The sequence below is a fragment of the Desulforamulus ruminis DSM 2154 genome, from assembly GCF_000215085.1.
Taxonomy (GTDB): Bacteria; Bacillota; Desulfotomaculia; order Desulfotomaculales; family Desulfotomaculaceae; genus Desulfotomaculum; species Desulfotomaculum ruminis.
In genome coordinates, this window is the sequence record NC_015589.1 from 3,083,943 (window position 1) to 3,100,689 (window position 16,747).

Genomic DNA, 16,747 nt, shown 5'->3' on the forward strand with positions numbered 1-16,747 from the left:
GGTTTTATTCCCGGCCGGTCTTTTTCCTGTCCGGCTTTCGAGCAGGTTCCGGCGCGGCCTGCCGGACCTTGTTCAAAGGGTGAAAGATGGCCGGACGGATATTTCTTACAGACACCGGGGTACGGATCAAAACCGCCAGCATTTCTTTGGCGTTAAAGGGGATTAAGGGCCACAGATAGGGAACTCCCAGGGAACGGGTGCGCATGAGATAAACCAGCACCAACAGCACGCCCACAATTAAACCGGGCAGGCGGAAAGCCGCTGTGATCAGAAGCAGGAAAAGCCTTACAATGCGGACGGCCCAACTCATTTCATAGCTGGGAATTAAAAAGGTCGCCACCGCCGCAATGGCTGTGTACATGACCACTTCGGAATTAAACAACCCCACCGCCACCGCCATATCGCCCACCAGCAGGGCGGCAATAATGCCGGTGGCCGTGGCCAGGGCCGAAGGCGTATGGATGGTGGCCAGCCGGATCATGTCAATGGCCAGTTCCGCCAGGACAAATTGGCCGATCAGCGGGATTTTACCCGGTTTATTGGGTCCGATAAACTGTAAGGCCGGAGGCAGTAATTCCGGCTGGACGGCGGCCAGAAACCATAGAGGCAATAAGAACAAAGCGATGGCCAGGCCAAGATAACGCACCCAGCGGACATAGATGCCCACCGGAGGACCCTGCCGGTATTCCTCGGCTGCCTGGAAATGATCCCAGAGAGTGCAGGGGGTAATGATAATGCTGGGGGAAGTGTCCACCATCACCAGGATACGCCCCTCCAGCAAGTGGGCTGCCGCCACATCGGGCCGTTCGGTGAAACGCACCTTGGGAAACAAATTACCGTATTTGCCCGGTTGGATCAGTTCCTCCACCGCTTTTTCCGCCATGGGAATACCGTCAATTTTTACTTTTTGTAAATTATCCTTTACCTTCTGCACTAAATCCGGGTTGGCAATATCGGAAATGTAGGAGATGACCACATCGGTTTTGGACCGGGTACCCACCTGCATGACCTCATTGCGCAGCCGGGGGTCCCTGAGGCGTCTGCGGAGGAGCAGGCAGTTTTGGACCAGGGTTTCCACAAAACCATCCCGGGAACCCCGCACCACCTTCTCCAGATCCGGTTCCTGAGGAGCCCTGGCCGGATATTGGCGCAGGTCAATGACCAAGGCCTGCTCTTCACCGTCGATGAGCATGGCCAAAGGCCCGCTGAGCACCCCGTCAATGACCTTCTCCAGGCTGTCCACCGCTTCCACCTGAATATGATTGATATGTTCATGAAACAATTTTTTCAGGCTGTTGGGAGTGACTTCTCCCCGTCTTAATTCATCCAAATTCCGTAGTATCAGGGACATGACCTCGTCCTTGACAAAGCCGTTGACAAAATACATGGCGATGTCTTTGCCGGCCACATTAAATTGTCTTAAAACAATATCAAAACTCTTTCCGTACCCCAGTACGTCGTTGAGGTATTCCATATTCCGATTCAGGCTGGAATACACTTTAGGGGCTTTCTCCAGTACTTCCGGCATTAAAACCACTCCTGTTGATAATTTCTAATAAAGCCCGGGTGGTAACCTTGGCCCCGTAATGGTAATCATCGGCGCCGTTCATTTTTCCGATGTCCCCGATTCCCACCACCACCGGAACCTCCAAATCATTGAGAATTTCCACCGTATCTCCCTGGATTTCTTTCTTCCGCATAAACTTGCCGAATTTATTGACCGAGCCCTTGAGCACCTGTCCCTCACTGGTTACCGATACATCCACTCTGGCCCCGTCCGGGGTATAGCTGTTGGAAGCCACGGCCAGCACCCCTAGAATATTGATCTCGGGATGGTTGTACACTTCCAGCAGGGCCTTTTCTCCCAGTCCCTGGCCTTCCGCTCCCTTGTCGTCAAACATCACCACCACCGGATCATGCACGGCGGATTTAATCAGTTCCACCAACTGGCTGCCGGTGAGGAAGGTAGGATTTCCCGCGGACATGGAGATGCACCTTGCTCCCACATTCCTGGCCGCTACCTCCAGAGCCCGGCGGGCAATCAGGTCTCCATCGGTCACCAGGATTACATTGCGCTTTTCCATTCCGGCACCCTATCCTTTAGGCCTAAAAACCAGGGCGGCCAGATAGCCAAAGACCACCGCCGCGGTAATTCCACCCGCCGCAGCGCTCAGGGCACCCTTAAAGGCTCCTAAAAATCCGTCTTTCCGCACTTCCTCAATGGCGCCTTGGGCCAGCAGATGGCCAAAGCCGCTTAAAGGTACGGTGGCGCCTGCTCCGGCAAAATCCACCAGGGGCTGGTAGAAGCCCAGGGCGCTGAATATGGCGCCGGTGGTAACAAACCCGACCAGGATATGGCCCGGAGTGATCTTATAACTGGTCAGATCCATCAGTAATTGCCCAATCACACAAATGGCTCCGCCCACTAGAAAAGCTTTCATCAGCATTTTCCACCCCTCCTTAATTTGCCTGCACGACCACCCCATGACCGATTCCCGGAATACTTTCCCCCTGCTGGCAACTGCAGGGGGACAATAAAGCGCCGGTTCCTAAACCAAAGAAATTTTTTAATCTTCCTGCTTTCATTTCCTTTAATAAATAACCGCAGGTTACCGTAGCTGAACAAGCGCACCCGCTTCCCCCGGCATGGGTATCCTGGCTTTCATCAAAAATCAGCACGCCACAGTCCTGATAATTTGTCCCAAGTACAATTCCCTGCTGCTCCGCCAACCGGATGACCAGTTCCCGCCCATATTTGCCCAAATCACCGGTAATGATTAATTCGTAAGTTTCCGGCGGTTGGTCTATGTCTTTCAGGTGCCGGACAATGGTATCCGCCGCTGCCGGAGCCATGGCAGCTCCCATATTGTTGGGATCTCCTTCTCCGTAGTCCACCACTCTGCCGATAATGGCGTGGGTTACCCTGGGACCCTGGCCGGTTTTCCCCAGCACCACGGCGCCGGACCCGGTTACCGTCCACTGGGCGGACATGGGTCGCTGTACCCCCTGCTCGGTGGGAAAGCGGTACTGTCTTTCCGCCGTGGCATAATGGCTGCAGGCACCTAACAATACGTACCGGGCAAAACCCCCGTCAATGAGCATGCTGCCCAGCGCCAAACCCTCGTACATGGTGGAGCAGGCCCCGTACAATCCCATAAAGGGGATGCCCAGGCTCCTGGCTGTAAAATTGGCGGCAATAATCTGGTTGCTGAGATCCCCGGCCAGTAAAAAATCCATGTCCGCCGGCTTTAACCCGGCTTTGGACAGGGCCAGTTCCATGGTCTCCTGCAAAATTTTTTGTTCCGCCTTCTCCCAGGTTTTTTCCCCGTAGTACATGTCGCCGGCAATCCGATCAAAATAATCCTTCAGGGGCCCTTCCCCTTCCTTGGGCCCTACAATGGAAGCAGCAGACAGAATCACCGGCGGATTGGCAAAGGCAATGGTTTGTCTGCCAATTTTTTTTGCAGCCCCGATACCGCTCTCCCTCCTTTATAATGAGATAATGTATGAAATCATTCCCGCCACCCAGGCTGTGACAATCCCAAAGACCAGCACCGGTCCGGCAATGGTAAACAATCTGGCCCCAACGCCAAAAACCATGCCCTCGCTGCGAAACTCCATGGCCGGTGCAACCATGGAATTGGCAAAACCCGTAATGGGAACAATGGTTCCTGCCCCGGCATATTTGGCAATTTCATCATAAAGGCCCAGGCCGGTTAAAAAAGCAGCCACAAACACCAGAACCGCTGAAGTGGCCAAACCCGCATCCTGCAGCCCCAGTCCCCGGCCTGTAAAAAAATCCGTTAAAAGCTGTCCGCCGGCACAGATGGCGCCCCCAAATAAAAAGGCCAGAACTACATTTTTAAGCAGCGTGGGTTTGGGATTAACCTCCTGAACCAGTTTTTGATATTCTTTTTGATTCATCTCCGATGGATCAAAGGAATGAATTTTATCCATGTCATCCCTCCCTTCGCCTGGAATCCTAAAGTTATTATTTGTGCCCAGAAGTCTTTTATTCTTTAAACCCAATATAAAAATCCGGCCTAAGCCGGATTTTAACTCCCCGTTGGGGTTAGCAATTCTTTTAATTTTCGCAGGGCCTGCCGTTCCAGCCGGGATACTTGAACCTGGGAAAGTCCCAGGCGAAGGGCTACTTCGGACTGGGTTTTATCTTCAAAAAACCTCCATAAAATAATCTGCCGGTCCCTCTCGGGAAGTTCAACCAGCAACTGCTTTACGGCCAGTTTTTCCAGCCAGGGAGAATCGCCGTCTTCTTCACTGCTTAACTGATCCAGAATATAAATGGGGTCCCCGTCATCCTGGTGCAGGGTCTCATAAATGGAGGTGGGGGTCTGGGCGGCCTCCAGAGCGCTCACCACTTCTTCCCGGCAGAAGCCCAGTTCCTTGGCGATCTCATTAATGGAAGGGTCCCTGCCCAGCCTGGCGGTTAAACGATCCCGGGCCTGCTGTATTTTATAAGCGGTTTCCTTCAGGGAGCGGCTTACCTTCACGGGATTATCGTCCCTGAGAAAACGTCTGATTTCTCCTATAATCATGGGCACCGCGTAGGTTGAAAATTTTACATCATAAGACAAATCAAACTTATCAATGGCTTTCATCAGCCCGATACAGCCGATCTGGAACAAATCTTCCAGCTCGTAACCCCGGTTGTTAAATCGCTGTACCAGGTTAAACACCAGCTTTAAATTACAGTTTACCAGTCTTTCCCTGGCATCTGCATCTCCGGCCTGGGCCTTTTTAAGCAGACTCCTCATTTCCTTGTCGCTCAGCAGGGGAAACCGGGGCAGATTCATTTCCAAAAGCCTTGTGGAACTCATTGGCAACCCGCCTCTACTAATTTGCCCTGGCTCTGGCACCCCGAATACCAATATTTTTAAACATGGTAATGGTTGTGCCCACTCCTTTTTGGGATTCAACATTGATACGATCACTAAATGACTGCATAAAAACAAAGCCAAGGCCCATTCTCTCCGGATCGGTAGAGAAGGCGGGCTGCATGGCCAGTTTAATATCCGCAATGCCGTTGCCGCAGTCCTTGATCTGAATCTCCAGGCCCTCTTTATAAATGGTAACGGTCAGATAAACAATTTTATCCGGCTTGTTCCTGTAGCCGTGGATAATGGCGTTTCCAACAGCCTCGGAAACCGCTACTTTAATTTCTTCCAACTCAGGCAGGGTACAATCCAGTTGCGAAGCAAAGGCAGCCACCGCCACCCGGGCAAAGGCCACATTTTCCGGAATGCTGTAGAATTCTAAGGAAAAACGATTAAGCACCTGCACCTGTATCACTCCTTTAGACAATCTTACTAAGAGCCTTGGCTTCGTCCGGAAAGTCCTCCATAATTTGCAGCAGCCCGGACAACTCCAAAACTCTTTTAACGGGGGGCTGGGCTCCCACCAGGACGACTTTGCCTCCCTGTTGCGTCAATCGTTTGTAGCGCCCCAGGATCACTCCCAAACCGGAACTATCCATGAAGGTAACCCGGGACAGGTTTATAATCAGGTGCCGGATTTTTCCCTGAAACAGCTCTTTATCCAGGGTCAGCCGCAGCTTGTCCGCTACGCCCAGATCCAATTCTCCCCCCAGGCGAACCACTAACGTATCCTGCCTGTGTTCCATATCCAACTGCATGGTCGGTAAGCCTCCCCCTTGTCTTGTGTTCCTAATGGGTTCTACCCAAAGCCTTTCTTTTCCTGCTAAATTTTTCCAGAATTAATGTCGAAAAAGCAGCCGCCCGGAAGACGGCTGCTGTGCTTTCGTATTTTTAATCCATACCATAAACCCGGTCTAACACTTTATTAAACAGTCTAAAGGCCGAAGCTTTCTGAACCTCTTTCTGGGCCACCAAATTCACTTTTAGAACTTCCTGACCGTCTTTCATAACCAAATATTGACCGATCACCTGACCCTTTTTAACCGGCGCCTCAATTTTATCCGGCAGTTGAACTTTTCCCTGAACGGTTTTCTCCTGCCCCTTGAGCACCACTAAGCCTACAGGATCGGCAGTAGCAATTTTCAGCTTTTCCACTTCACCTTTGTCCACGGCGATTTCTCCAATTACCTGACCGGCTTCCGCCAGATTCACTGCCTTATATTTGGCAAATCCATAATTAAACAATTTAATGGTTTCCTGAAAATGAGTTCTCGGCATGGGGCAACCCAGCACCACCGAGACTAAACGCAGTCCATCCTTTTTAGCCGAAGCGGCCAGACAATATTTGGCCTCATTGGTCCATCCGGTCTTTCCGGCATCGGCACCGGGATACCATTTTAACAGTTTATTGGTATTCCACAATTTGAAATCGCCGCCCCGGAGGTCATGCTCATAAATGGAGGAGACTTCCCGGAACAAGGGATAGCGCAAACACTGGCGCAGTACCTGGGCCATATCATAGGCCGAAGTATAATGATTTTCCACCGGCAGTCCGGTGGGGTTAGAGAAATGGGTGTTCTTCAAGCCCAATTCCTGGGCTTTTTGATTCATCAACTCTACAAAGGCTTCTTCAGACCCAGCGATGGCTTCAGACATGGCTACGCTGGCATCATTGGCGGAGCCGGTGGCAATGGAAATCAGCATTTCCTTCATAGGAAGCTCTTCCCCGGGCTCCAGAAAAATTTGAGACCCGCCCATACTGGCGGCATGTTCACTGGTGACAATTTTATCGGTGGTTTTGATTTTCCCCTGGGCCTCTGCTTCACAAATTAAAAGCATGGTCATCAGTTTGGTTACACTGGCCATGGGACGGGACGAATGCATGTCTTTATCCAGCAGAATCTGCCCGGAGCTATAGTCCATTAATACGGCTGTTTCCGCGGTGGTCTCCAATGGAAAACTTTTCTTCTCTTCCCCGGCAGCTTCCGGAGCCGGTTTAGGTCCATTAAGATCGGGAGCCTGCTGGCCGGCCGGTGGCTTTTGAGTTTCCGGTGCGGCCAGGGCCGACGGCAGGCAAACTGTAAAGGCCAGTGATAAACAAAGTAAAATAAATACAGTGGATTTAATCCTCGGTTTCATTTTGTTTCCCCCTCTGGTTCTCTTTTCAACTCTCCTTTTATTTTTTGCTTTCAGGACTGATCTATGCTGAATAACCGAAGGGATTTTCTGGTAACCAAGATTAATCACTAAAAAAATAGATTTATAATAAAGGACTTTATAATATTATGCAGAAAAATTTTATTTAGCATTGAAAATGGAGTCATTATTTTCCTCCAAAATTTTGTCGTCGATCGGAGGTAGTGCAAAAATCCCCGGGGATCGACGACAATTTGAAAAAGTAGAGCCCTTATGGTTAAAGGGTTTTACAAAATCAGGGAACCCAATAGACATGTTCGCCATTTTAACATGTCTTTAAATTAGCCCCCTCCCACGGGTTTTTAGCCTACCTATAAGGGATTGAAACGAGGGAGAACACAATGGACTGGAGCGGACAGAAAAGTTTTTAGCCTACCTATAAGGGATTGAAACTCCGTTCCTAAACAACATAGGTCTTCCTTTTTTAATGCGTTTTTAGCCTACCTATAAGGGATTGAAACTCTTCTCCAATCGCTCCATTTCTTTTTCTAACTCCGTTTTTAGCCTACCTATAAGGGATTGAAACAGACGGGAACCATCGAATAGAGTAGCATCTACCGCCGGGGTTTTTAGCCTACCTATAAGGGATTGAAACGCTGTTCATCAGTTAGGGTATTGAGAGCTGCGATTTCCGTTTTTAGCCTACCTATAAGGGATTGAAACTTGCTTAAACTGGATGAAAAAACAGGGTCTATTGAGTTTTTAGCCTACCTATAAGGGATTGAAACCAGATGTCATATCCGACTATGTCAGACCACCCAAAACGTTTTTAGCCTACCTATAAGGGATTGAAACCAGTCAAATCAAACTCCACCACATCATCAAACTTTCCGTTTTTAGCCTACCTATAAGGGATTGAAACTTGTTTCGCCAACCACGTACTGGAAACGAGCATCGTGGGTTTTTAGCCTACCTATAAGGGATTGAAACTCCGAGGCGGGAAGCTATATGGTACGTCAATCAGAGTTTTTAGCCTACCTATAAGGGATTGAAACCTAGATCGTCCTCATCGTCTGTGGCATCAATTTCAGTTTTTAGCCTACCTATAAGGGATTGAAACATGGTTATGTTTATATCGAGTCCCCAAGTAATACTCGTCGTTTTTAGCCTACCTATAAGGGATTGAAACGTGGTTTCTTTGCTTTACGCCATTGCTCAATAATTTGTTTTTAGCCTACCTATAAGGGATTGAAACATCTTTTCGGCGTCCGTCTCATACTGCCATCGGTCAGTTTTTAGCCTACCTATAAGGGATTGAAACTACATGATTGGGATGATTATGCCGGAAAACTTATGGTTTTTAGCCTACCTATAAGGGATTGAAACTCCGTTGGTATAATTAGCTTGGTTGCACCACATGCAACGTTTTTAGCCTACCTATAAGGGATTGAAACTTGAAAGCTCTCTTAATACCTCAACAATACTCTTATTGTTTTTAGCCTACCTATAAGGGATTGAAACATCAGATTGGCTTGATCTTTCATTTCCACCCTCCCTGTTTTTAGCCTACCTATAAGGGATTGAAACTACCGTAATCAACGTTTATAGACTGACCGCCTTGGTCATGTTTTTAGCCTACCTATAAGGGATTGAAACAGAAGTCTATCCCCATATTAAAGATGGATGAGGAAAGTTTTTAGCCTACCTATAAGGGATTGAAACTTTCTTCTCGGCATCATCCATCCCTCCCTCGGAAGTTTTTAGCCTACCTATAAGGGATTGAAACACTTCTACCTCGACATTCACTACAATGCCGGGGTACTGTTTTTAGCCTACCTATAAGGGATTGAAACTTGGCAAGAATTGCTTGTTTTCCTCTGTTTCCGAAGTTTTTAGCCTACCTATAAGGGATTGAAACAGATATGGCAACTGCAAAAAGTATGGCTGTCCGTAAATGTTTTTAGCCTACCTATAAGGGATTGAAACTGGTTTCAACCCTTGATGGTCGCTTCTTAAAAAACGTTTTTAGCCTACCTATAAGGAGTAAGAACATACCATAATGGAAACTGCTGTATCCCAGTAAAATCAAAAGCCTAGCTCTGTAAAAACTTTGCTCTAATTTGTTTTTGGGGACAAATTGGGGACCGCCGCAAAGTAATAATCCCCGGCAACTCTAATGAGTGCCGGGGATTTTACAATTTTACCATTATCAATAAAAAGGAGCGGATGAAAGTTGAATGAAATAACAGGACAACTTAGATCAATTTGGGTCGTCCTCTTTAGGAATATTAATTTTAATCGGTTCATTAAACAAATTATTGAGAACTTGCCGCTCAGTTAGCTCGGTTATCTGATCTTGAAACCGTTCGTGATCTATAGTGGCGTCGATCGAATTAATAACATCTTGTGCGGTTTCTGCATTCTCCCACATCTCATCAACCAATTGTTCGTCTTCCTTAACTAGATCACCATAATGAACAGCATAAACAGTTTGAGTGGCATCATCCCATTTTACTGTAAATGCTAAATTTTTTAAGACGACACTAATTGGTAAATATGTCCTGCCATTTTTTACAACCGCTTGGGTATCATTAGCAACTTGCTTATCATCCACAAAAATGTAACTCTTACCAATCGGTACTTTTATCACAGTGTTATTTTTTTCAACTATAGCAACTTGATTTTCGCCATCCCACTTAACAATAGCACCAGCTTCTTCCATAGTAGCCTTCAAAGGAACCTGTGTTCTATTATTCTCATCAAGGTAAGGCTTGCCTGCATCTGTTGCAAAATTAACATAACGACCATTTATATTAATTTTGATTTCCGGGGCTGCGTTTGCACTTGCACAAAAGCTCATAATGAAAATACTAGTAAGAATTATAATTACTCTATTCATAAAACAAATTCCACCTTTCATTAATCTACCAAAATTCACCTCCATTCCACTATTATATATTGGTATATAATACTTAAATATCAGAAAAATGGCAATTAAAATTTGTAACTTTCTTTCTACTCCAGCGTTACAGTTTTACTCCCCTCATCCCACTCCACCGTCCGGCCCAAAACTTCTGCCAGAGATCGGACTGAGGCGTAGGACCGGTCAATCAGAAGGCGCGTTAACACCTGACTACCATAATAATCTTTACGGTTCCGGGTTCAACCGGTTCAAGCATTTCCACGCCCAGATAATCGGCGATTCACTAGGCAATGGCCGTGGCTACTGTTTCCTGAAAGGCAGCAGACCTCAGTGATGCTCAGGATTGCTGATAAACGCCATTTCCACAAGGCAGGCGGGCATATCAGTTCCCCGAGTCTTATGCATTGAATCTTATCCAGGCGCTCTAGACAAACCACTCAACGAAAGCCGGAATTTGAGTATAGGCTTCCTTAATAATTGTTTCTGTACGGTCAGGTATTGCACCGTGTCCTTCAATTACAAGGCTTCGATAATTCTCAACACCCATGAATTTCATTATATCTTTTAGATAAGAGTCGGCATGATTCATTGGATCATTTGAATGAAATCCGCCAGACGCTGGATGTGTAAACATTTCTTGTTCGTAAGCAACCCTTGAGGTCCTTTGGGGGTATATTTAAACGTTTTACCGGCTACACATACGGTGTCGATGTATTCTTTAACCCTGGACGGTAACCCCAGGTTCCACATAGGTGTAACAAAGATGTACTTGTCAGCCTGCACAAACTGGTCAGTAAATTGATCGTAACGTTGAAGTTTATTCTTGGTTTGTCCGTTCAGTTCATCCAAGGAAATCCCTTTTTTAAGGTTCTCTATCACATATAAAAGGTCGGAATCTATCTCAGGAATATCCGTATTATATAGATCAATAACCGTAATTTCATCTTCCGGGTTTGCTGTCCGGTATGCTTTAAGAAAAGCCTCACCAACGCCTAAACTAACTGATCGTTCAACTGTTTTGGGGTTTGCTGTTAAATACAATATTTTTGACATATCTAATTCTCCTTTGGATGTTTTATTGTTTGAATATATATAGTCCTCTGAACCCGCTCATAAATCCACTGATTCAACCACTTATCCCATCACCGACCGCATTACTGAATAGTGTTTCCGTAAGTGAACTAAAAAATAGTAATTAGTGTACCCGAATAACACTTCCCATGGGACCTTTTTTAAATAGGTACATCCTTTAACAAGCATTCGGTTCAGTATTATTTCTTTATTCTTTACCCTCATCCGTAAGGAAAATTAGGCTTTATAGTAAAAAGTTTTAAATATTCTAAAAACTACGAAAAGAGAAGAGATAAAAAGCATTAATCAGATTATAAATAGAAAAAATACAAGGAATACAATTATTAGGATTGATCATTTACTTAAAAAAACTATATAATTGTCTAGACAATAAATTTTTTAGAGGTAGAAGCGTATGGAATTTAAACTTGATAACAGCCTGGGTTTTATTTTAAACCGATCAAACACACGAATGAAGCATACCTTATTACACCATTTTAAAGAATATAATGTAACTCCCGAACAATGGGCGATTTTAAATCGTTTGTGGGAGAAAGAAGGTTTATCCCCTAAAGAATTAGCCGAGCTAACATCAAAGGATCAGCCAACAACCGTGAGAATTCTCTCCAGGCTCGAAAAAAAAGGCTACATTACAAGACAAGTGAACCCAGAAGATAATAGAGCTTATTTAATCTCTCTTACAAGTGAGGGTCGGGCAATAAAGGATAAGCTGTTTCCCTTAGCATTTGAAGCTCTTAATAAAGCGATAAAAGGAATTGATAAGGAAGAACTTGAAGTGACCAGGGCTGTACTTAATAAAGTATTTAAAAACCTAGAAAGCTAGTTGTTTTTTGACCAATTTCTTGTCCGGACAATTATATTGTTAAATTTGATCAAAATAACTTAAGCCTTATTTTCTCCCTTTGAGGTCAAAAAAATGCTGAAAAAAGTAGCAATAATTCTTTGCTAGTCTGTAGCATTTCTATATTTGCCTCCCAGAGGCCTTATTAGCGATAAGGGGGAGTTATTATGAGAAATGATTTAGTGTTTAAAAATTCCTATGATGCCCATATGGCTGCGTATTTTGACCCTGAATGCCTTCAAAGAAGCGGCTACCAGCTTAAGAAATTTGTAGATGGGTACAGGTATTATCCAATTAATAAAAAACAAGCCTATGTTATCAGAAACTCGCAGGTTGTTGAATTAGGACAGCATGTTTCAACCTATTATTGGTCCGGTGAGTCAAAGTTCCCAAATCACTTTAAATGTCTAATAATACCCTTTAGTCATACGATCAAACAAAAACAATTATAATTTGGTTCAAGATTGTTTCTTACTCTTAAACACACCAACAGTTAAACTAAAAATTCTAGAAGGAGATATCATCATGAGCCAAAGACAAGCTTTATGGACCAAAGATTTCGTCTTGATATGTCTTACCAGTTTATTTATGTTTACCAGTTTTTATTTCTTAATAACTACCTTACCAATGTATGTTACCGATGTTTTAAAGGGGAATGAAAGTAATGTTGGGTATATTGTTGGAGTTCTCACCATAACGGCTGTTTTAGTCCGCCCAATCTCCGGTTACCTGCTTGACACAATGGGCAGAAAAAGCGTTGTTGTTTTCGCTTTAGTAGCCTTTGTGCTAGTAACAATAGCCTATAATTTGGCAACAAGTTTGTTGATACTATTCCTTTTAAGAGCGATTCACGGATTTTCCTGGGGCTTTACTTCAACTGGGGCAGGAACTATAGCCAGTGACATTGTGCCCGCTGCTAGAAGAGGTGAAGGAATGGGTTATTACGGATTAGCCGGTACTCTGGCTATGGCGGTGGGGCCTGTATTAAGTATTTATATCCTTGGTCTTTATGGGTTTAATACGTTATTTACAGCAGGTTCCATCATTGCAGCTCTTAGTCTTGCGTGTCTCCTCGGTATAAAGGGTTCTGAGGTAAAAACAGATAAAAAGAACACGAAGATTAGCCTCAACAGCTTTTTAGAACCTAGGGTCTATTCTTTATCTATGGTATTGTTTTTTGTTAATTTGACCTATGGGGCCATTGTTTCCTTTATTACCCTCTATGCCAAAGAACTGAACATTGCTAATGCAGGAATCTTTTTTATGGTCTACGGAGTAGCCCTTTTATTTGTCAGACCCTATGCCGGAAAAATCTTTGATAAACATGGCCCTAATCAAATAATGCTCATTGGTTTCATATCTTTGGCAGCTTCTTTTATAGTGCTTTCAATAGCAACCGGATCCTTTATGTTTATCTTATCGGCTATCATAATGGGCATAGGCTTTGGTATTATTCAGCCTACGCTTCAGGCTATGGCCATAAATCGCGTGGAGCCATATCGCAGAGGAGCCGCTAACGGCACCATCTTTACTGCCCTTGATTTAGGCATTGGCATTGGCTCTATCTTGCTGGGGTTAGTCTCTAATCAATTTGGGCTGTCCTATCTGTACCTGATCTGTGGTTTTATCTTAATCATTCCTATGGTTGTTTTCTTTACAAAGGATGCTAAAAAGCCAAGTAACCAACTTGGCTAGACAACACATCAAATAACTGAAATGAAACCATACTTGACGGATTTTTATGTTAAGTATGGTTTCTTTATGATCAAAAAGGACCGTTCCATTGTCCACGCCGTCCTATAGACACTAAGTATTCTTTGTATTATAATAAATAATACAAAGGTCGAAAGAAGGGGCGGCAGATGATACTAAGGATAGACATGACAAGCGACATCCCAATTTATCAGCAAATCCGCAATGAAATTGTGTTTGGCGTTGCTAAAGGTCATATGAAGGCGGGCGATTTGCTGCCTACCGTCCGTCAATTGGCCGCCGATATCGGAGTTAACCCGATGACTGTAAATAAGGCATATGCTCTTTTAAGAGAAGAAGGAATTATTGTAATTGACCGAAGACATGGCGCGCAAATCAGCAACCGTGGAATGAACGGAAACGCATTTGATGCCAATTTTGATCAGCAGGTGGAACTTTTAATCTCGGAAGCACGCATGAAAGGCGCTTCAAAACAGGATATTCAAAAGCACATATCGGATATCATTGACAGGGTTTACGAATAAGGAGGAATTTCTATGCTTCTATCACTGCTCATTATTGCATGGCTGAGTTTTGGAACCATGGCATTTGTCGCATTATTTTATAAAGATCATCATGATCGTCAAATATTAGGCGTGGTGCTGTCGCAGGAGCATGCAAAGTCACCGCAAGTACAGGCAACGATTCAGGACTTCAAAAGGGCTTGTTATACGGTTTTGCTGCTGTCTGTAGGCCTTAGCCTTTTTATGCTGATTCAGACGATTCGTCCCTATGCGGAATTCTATATGTTATTTCTCGTTATGGCCAACCTCTTTGCAAATTGGTTTATTATCCACCGTTTTCAGCAGAGATTACAATCAATAAAAAGGAAAAATCAATGGGTCTATCCCCAATCACGAATCATAAGGGTTGATCTGAACGTTTCAAAAGAAAAGGGTAAATCAGCCGTTACCTCTATATGGATTTGGCTATTCCTTTTGATAAGTTTTATTCCTACAGCTTTTCTTATCTTCCATCCGCAAATGCAAGAATCCTATCCAATAGGATTCAGTCTTATTGGTCCATTGTGCCAATTAAGTACAATTTATTTCTATTATCAAATGAAAAACCGTCAAGCATCGGTACTGAGCGATAACACGGAGATCAACAAAGCATGTGCTAGGACGGAGGAGCGTATCAACACCATGTCGGCGACGCTTTCCTCTTTGGCCATGCTGGTATTCTGGATTCTGTTTAATATTTCTATAATCTATATAAAAAATGATATGTTTACAGCTTTATCGGTGGTTATATTGGTTTCCTTCCTGCTTGCAATTGCTAATTGGCAGCAGAGAAAAATTCGTGCAGCGCAACATTACTTTTTCGGTGAAGTATTGAAAGATGATAGCGGTATTTATGAACAGGAAAGTACTTGGAAATGGGGATTTTACTATAATCCCAATGATCCCAGAATAATCGTCCCTAAACGGATTGCCAACATGGGTTGGACCATCAATATTGGAAGACCCGCCGGCAAAGCCATTGGTGCGGGAGTTCTGGTTTTCTTCCTTGGCATCATTGGCATCGTTGCATATGGAGGTTTTAAGGATTATACCATAACTGAAAATAATTCCAAGATCATGATTGACGCTGCCATGTATGACATCAGCCTGGAGAAGAATCAGGTTATCTCTGTGTCAATCACTGATAAAATTCCAAAAGGTACTCGCACAAATGGATATGGAGGCGTAAATAAAAGCTTCGGACATTTTTCAATTGAAGGTTTCGGGAAATGTATGCTCTATATTTATAATGATGTTGATAAATACATTGTTCTGAAGTTGGAGGGCGATGATCCGGGTTATGTGATTGTTAATGATAAATCCCAGGATAAAACGGAGCAGCTATATCAAACCATCAAGCAATGGCTAGAGGAATGAGCCTTACTATTGAAAATTAGCAATAAGGGGTCAGCCCTCCGTCCTGATAAAAATTAATTTTGGATAGAGGATTTTTAAATATTAAGAAGAAGGAATTTACAAATATCTACTGAATAAGGGATTGATCACTTTTATTTCCCCTTTACATTTGCAAATTTTCGTTGGTTTAAATTGTCGTCGATCGCAGGTAGTGCAAAAACCCCCGGGGATCGACGACAATTTAAAAACATAAAACCCTTGGAATGAAAGGGTTTTGAAAAATCAGGAAGCAAAAGCGGACATGAATCTATTTTTAACATGTCTTATATTTAGCGGGCTGCGACGGGTTTCTAGCTTACCTATAAGGATTTGAAACTGTTTCTTCATCTAAAGCAATAATTTCACCTTGAATGGTTTCTAGCTTACCTATAAGGATTTGAAACCGTAATCGTCAGATGTAATTTCCGGGGCGAAAACAGTCAGTTTCTAGCTTACCTATAAGGATTTGAAACTAGGGAGGATGCCATCATTTAAACATCCATAAAGGCCTTGGTTTCTAGCTTACCTATAAGGATTTGAAACTTTTTTATAAAAGCGAGAGTAAGGGCGGCTATCGCGTTTCTAGCTTACCTATAAGGATTTGAAACTGTTACTCCGGCGCCGCTGGTCCTGACCCCCGGTGCCAGTTTCTAGCTTACCTATAAGGATTTGAAACATATAAATATATCATGATATATCATGATATGTCAATACGTTTCTAGCTTACCTATAAGGATTTGAAACAAAAGATACTGAATTCTTTCATAAGGTTCATTACCGTTTCTAGCTTACCTATAAGGATTTGAAACTCTTTTTGGCGTAACTCCTCTTTGAGCGGGATAGGTTTCTAGCTTACCTATAAGGATTTGAAACTCTGTCGATTGACTCTGAAGTGGGTGGGGCGGCGGCTAGTTTCTAGCTTACCTATAAGGATTTGAAACCCCCAAGGTATAGGGGGTATAAATATAGTAGATACCGTTTCTAGCTTACCTATAAGGATTTGAAACAACTGTCTGGCTTGATAATCCAACTTCATCGCCAATAGTTTCTAGCTTACCTATAAGGATTTGAAACTCGGTATTGAGTTATGCGACCCCACAACCTTCCAAGTTTCTAGCTTACCTATAAGGATTTGAAACATTTCATTGGGGTTCATGAATTACATTTGTATGTTCCAGTTTCTAGCTTACCTATAAGGATTTGAAACTGA

Annotated in this window: 17 protein-coding genes and 2 CRISPR repeat arrays (1 of these 19 running past the window's edge); of the genes, 5 read left to right on the forward strand and 12 right to left on the reverse strand. The window is 44.0% G+C overall.

Translation table 11 applies throughout. The features are described 5' to 3' along the window. Positions 1–4 precede the first annotated feature (4 nt). The 12 genes from DESRU_RS15245 to DESRU_RS15295 all read right to left on the reverse strand — a co-directional run bounded on the left by DESRU_RS15245 (position 5) and on the right by DESRU_RS15295 (position 11,007). A complete protein-coding gene (locus DESRU_RS15245) occupies positions 5–1,528 on the reverse strand; it encodes a spore germination protein (protein WP_013842978.1) in 1,524 nt (507 codons plus the stop codon). Next, a complete protein-coding gene (gene spoVAEA, locus DESRU_RS15250; RefSeq protein ID WP_013842979.1) occupies positions 1,500–2,084 on the reverse strand; it encodes a stage V sporulation protein SpoVABEA in 585 nt (194 codons plus the stop codon). Before spoVAEA ends, DESRU_RS15245 begins: the two co-directional genes overlap by 29 nt. 9 nt (positions 2,085–2,093) lie before the next feature. After that, complete coding sequence (gene spoVAE / locus DESRU_RS15255; protein WP_013842980.1) at positions 2,094–2,447, reverse strand: stage V sporulation protein AE; 354 nt, start codon at positions 2,445–2,447, stop codon at positions 2,094–2,096. Between the two features lie 13 nt (positions 2,448–2,460). Beyond that, complete coding sequence (gene spoVAD / locus DESRU_RS15260; protein WP_013842981.1) at positions 2,461–3,474, reverse strand: stage V sporulation protein AD; 1,014 nt, start codon at positions 3,472–3,474, stop codon at positions 2,461–2,463. A gap of 15 nt (positions 3,475–3,489) precedes the next feature. After that, the gene (gene spoVAC, locus DESRU_RS15265) at positions 3,490–3,957 is read right to left on the reverse strand and encodes a stage V sporulation protein AC (RefSeq protein ID WP_013842982.1); all 468 of its coding nucleotides are present in this window, start codon (positions 3,955–3,957) and stop codon (positions 3,490–3,492) included. A gap of 98 nt (positions 3,958–4,055) precedes the next feature. After that, a complete protein-coding gene (sigF, locus tag DESRU_RS15270; protein WP_013842983.1) occupies positions 4,056–4,838 on the reverse strand; it encodes an RNA polymerase sporulation sigma factor SigF in 783 nt (260 codons plus the stop codon). 16 nt (positions 4,839–4,854) lie between these two features. Next, on the reverse strand, positions 4,855–5,301 hold the full coding sequence (gene spoIIAB / locus DESRU_RS15275; protein WP_013842984.1) for an anti-sigma F factor: 447 nt from the start codon (positions 5,299–5,301) through the stop codon (positions 4,855–4,857). 13 nt (positions 5,302–5,314) lie between these two features. Next, a complete protein-coding gene (spoIIAA, locus tag DESRU_RS15280; protein WP_013842985.1) occupies positions 5,315–5,653 on the reverse strand; it encodes an anti-sigma F factor antagonist in 339 nt (112 codons plus the stop codon). A 133-nt stretch (positions 5,654–5,786) separates the two neighbouring features. Further along, on the reverse strand, positions 5,787–7,034 hold the full coding sequence (locus tag DESRU_RS15285; RefSeq protein ID WP_013842986.1) for a D-alanyl-D-alanine carboxypeptidase family protein: 1,248 nt from the start codon (positions 7,032–7,034) through the stop codon (positions 5,787–5,789). A 355-nt stretch (positions 7,035–7,389) separates the two neighbouring features. After that, a CRISPR array of direct repeats spans positions 7,390–9,082; the repeat unit is 30 nt; unit sequence GTTTTTAGCCTACCTATAAGGGATTGAAAC. A 209-nt stretch (positions 9,083–9,291) separates the two neighbouring features. After that, complete coding sequence (locus DESRU_RS15290) at positions 9,292–9,930, reverse strand: copper amine oxidase N-terminal domain-containing protein (RefSeq protein WP_013842987.1); 639 nt, start codon at positions 9,928–9,930, stop codon at positions 9,292–9,294. Positions 9,931–10,046: 116 nt separating this feature from the next. Beyond that, the gene (locus DESRU_RS21355) at positions 10,047–10,160 is read right to left on the reverse strand and encodes a stalk domain-containing protein (protein WP_238446313.1); all 114 of its coding nucleotides are present in this window, start codon (positions 10,158–10,160) and stop codon (positions 10,047–10,049) included. Between the two features lie 379 nt (positions 10,161–10,539). Beyond that, a complete protein-coding gene (locus tag DESRU_RS15295; protein WP_207635955.1) occupies positions 10,540–11,007 on the reverse strand; it encodes an FMN-dependent NADH-azoreductase in 468 nt (155 codons plus the stop codon). A 433-nt stretch (positions 11,008–11,440) separates the two neighbouring features. On the opposite strand from DESRU_RS15295, the gene DESRU_RS15300 reads away from it, so the two are divergent. The 5 genes from DESRU_RS15300 (at position 11,441) to DESRU_RS15320 (ending at position 15,519) form a co-directional block, all read left to right on the forward strand. Further along, positions 11,441–11,869 (forward strand): MarR family winged helix-turn-helix transcriptional regulator, encoded by a 429-nt coding sequence (locus DESRU_RS15300; protein ID WP_013842988.1) that lies wholly within the window; start codon positions 11,441–11,443, stop codon positions 11,867–11,869. Positions 11,870–12,054: 185 nt separating this feature from the next. Beyond that, positions 12,055–12,339, forward strand: coding sequence for a hypothetical protein (locus DESRU_RS15305; RefSeq protein ID WP_013842989.1), 285 nt, complete (start codon positions 12,055–12,057; stop codon positions 12,337–12,339). 73 nt (positions 12,340–12,412) lie between these two features. Next, entirely contained in the window at positions 12,413–13,582 is a 1,170-nt protein-coding gene (locus tag DESRU_RS15310; RefSeq protein WP_013842990.1) for an MFS transporter, read from the forward strand. Positions 13,583–13,767: 185 nt separating this feature from the next. Next, positions 13,768–14,124, forward strand: a complete 357-nt coding sequence (locus tag DESRU_RS15315; RefSeq protein ID WP_238446314.1) for a GntR family transcriptional regulator — start codon at positions 13,768–13,770, stop codon at positions 14,122–14,124. 12 nt (positions 14,125–14,136) lie between these two features. After that, entirely contained in the window at positions 14,137–15,519 is a 1,383-nt protein-coding gene (locus DESRU_RS15320) for a DUF5808 domain-containing protein (RefSeq protein WP_013842992.1), read from the forward strand. A gap of 325 nt (positions 15,520–15,844) precedes the next feature. Continuing rightward, positions 15,845–16,747: a CRISPR direct-repeat array (repeat unit 30 nt; unit sequence GTTTCTAGCTTACCTATAAGGATTTGAAAC) (it continues 1,076 nt past the right edge of the window).